At 71.7% G+C, this 2,278-nt stretch carries 2 protein-coding genes; both read right to left on the bottom strand.

The window, feature by feature from the left end; translation table 11 throughout:
- The coding region (pta, locus tag ACFOJE_RS02670) for a phosphate acetyltransferase (RefSeq protein WP_377812707.1) at positions 1-2,044 on the bottom strand (2,044 nt) is incomplete at its 3' end.
- A 74-nt stretch (positions 2,045-2,118) separates the two neighbouring features.
- Positions 2,119-2,278 (bottom strand): hypothetical protein (locus tag ACFOJE_RS02675; protein WP_377812708.1); only part of this gene is annotated, 160 nt, incomplete at its 5' end.

The raw sequence follows: 2,278 nt of genomic DNA on the forward strand, positions 1-2,278 counted from the left end.
CGATGTCGTCGACCAGGGCGCCGCGCGACAGGTCGTTCACCGGCTTGGCCAGGCCCTGCAGCATCGGGCCGACGCTGAGGCAGTTGGCGTTGCGCTGGACCGCCTTGTAGGTGGTGTTGCCGGTGTTGAGGTCGGGGAAGACGAACACGGTGGCCTGGCCGGCGACCTTGCTGTTCGGCGCCTTCTGCCGGCCGACGCTGAGCACCGAGGCGGCGTCGTACTGCAGCGGGCCGTCGATCGGCAGATCGGGGCGACGGGTCTGGGCCAGGCGGGTGGCTTCGGCGACCTTTTCCACCTCGGCGCCGCTGCCGGAGCTGCCGGTGGAGTAGCTGATCATCGCCACGCGCGGGTCGACGCCCAGGGCCAGGGCGGACTCGGCGCTCTGCAGGGCGATCTCGGCCAGCTCGGTGGCGGTGGGGGTGGGGTTCACCGCGCAGTCGCCGTAGACCAGCACCTGGTCGGGCAGCAGCATGAAGAACACCGAGGAGACCAGGTTGTAGCCCGGGGCGGTCTTGATCAGCTGCAGGGCCGGACGGATGGTGTTGGCGGTGGTGTGCACGGCGCCGGAGACCAGGCCGTCGACCTCGTCGAGGGCCAGCATCATGGTGCCGATCACCACGGTGTCCTGCAGTTGCTCGCGGGCCTGCTCGGGGGTGAGGCCCTTGGCCTTGCGCAGCTCGCACATGGGGGCGACGTAGCGCTCGGCGATGACCTGCGGATCGAGGATCTCCAGGCCGGCCGGCAGGCGGATGCCCTGGGCGCGGGCGACGGCCTCGACGGCTTCCGGCTTGGCCAGCAGTACGCAGCGGGCGATGCCGCGCTCCTGGCAGATGGCGGCGGCGCGCACGGTGCGCGGCTCGTCGCCCTCGGGCAGGACGATGCGCTTGTTGGCGTCCTGGGCGCGCTTGACCAGCTGGTAGCGGAACGCCGCCGGCGACATGCGCCGCTCGCGCGGCACGCTGCAGTGGGCGCGCAGGGCCTGCGGGTCGAGGTGGCGGGCGATGAAGTCGGTGACGCGGGTGGCACGCTCGATGTCGTCCGCCGGGGTCTCCTTGTTCAGGGCGAACAGGCTGGTGGCGGTGTCGTAGGAGCCGGTGGTCACGCTCATCACCGGCAGGCCGCCGTCCAGGGCGGCCTGGCACAGCGTCATGATGCGCGGATCGGGGGTGAAGTCGCTGCACAGCAGCAGGCCGGCCAGCTTCACGCCGTTGAGCGAGGCCAGGCTGGCGGCGAGGATGACGTCGTCGCGGTCGCCCGGGGTCACCACCAGTACGCCGGGTTTGAGTAGCGGCACGGTACTGGGCACGGCGCGGGCGCAGAGGACGATCTGGTTCACCCGGCGCTCGCGGGCCTCGCCGGGGCTGAGCACCTGGGCGCCGAGCAGCTCGGCCACGTCGCTGGTGCGCAGGGCATTGAGCTCCTCGGCGAAGGGAACGGCGCCGAGCAGCTGGAAGTCGCCGCTGCCGAGCAGCGGCAGGTGCTCGCGCAGGCGCTCGACGAAGGCCGGGACGCCGTCCTGGCTGTCGATCTTGTTGAGGATCGCGCCCAGCACCTTGGGATGCTTGGCGCCGCCGAACAGCTGGGCCTGGATCTCGATGCGCTCGGCCAGCTGCTTGAGGCTGTCGCCGCCCTGGACGGCGATCAGGATGACCTCGGCGTCCAGGCTCTTGCTCAGCAGGGGGTTGAGGTAGGCGGAGTAGTCGCTGTCGCGGGTCGGCAGCATGCCCTCGACGATCACCACGTCCTGGCCGGCGGCGGCCTGCTGGAAGCGGCTGACCACCTCCTCGAGCAGCAGGTCGGTTTCGCCGTCGGCCAGCTGGCGCTCGACCTGATCGAGCAGGATCGGCTCGGGGGCGTGGCGGCCGAGGGCGTGCTCGACGAGCAGGCAGGAGCGCTCGCGGCCCTGGTCGATGGGGAAGGGTTGGGCGATCGGCTTGAAGAAGCCGACCTTCAGGCCGGCCTGTTCGAGGCTGCGGATCAGGCCGAGGCTGACGGAATTGAGGCCGACGGCACAGCCGGTGGGGGCGAGAAACAGGGTATGCATAGTGGGCTCGGGCTCGGACGGGGGAAGGCGGGAAGCCGGCGGCTGCGAGCCGCCGGCGGAAGGGCCGTCGGCGGTTACACCGCTTCCTGCAGCAGGCGCGGCTGCTCGGCCGGGCGGGCATCGAGCAGGGCGAGGGTGTCGAGGGCGATCTGGCGCTCCTCGTTGGTCGGCACCACCAGCACGCGCGGGCTGCCGGCCGCCTGGACCTCGCCGGCCACGCCGCGGGTGCAGCGG

The sequence above is a fragment of the Azotobacter bryophylli genome, assembly GCF_042643485.1.
GTDB lineage: Bacteria > Pseudomonadota > Gammaproteobacteria > Pseudomonadales > Pseudomonadaceae > Azotobacter > Azotobacter bryophylli.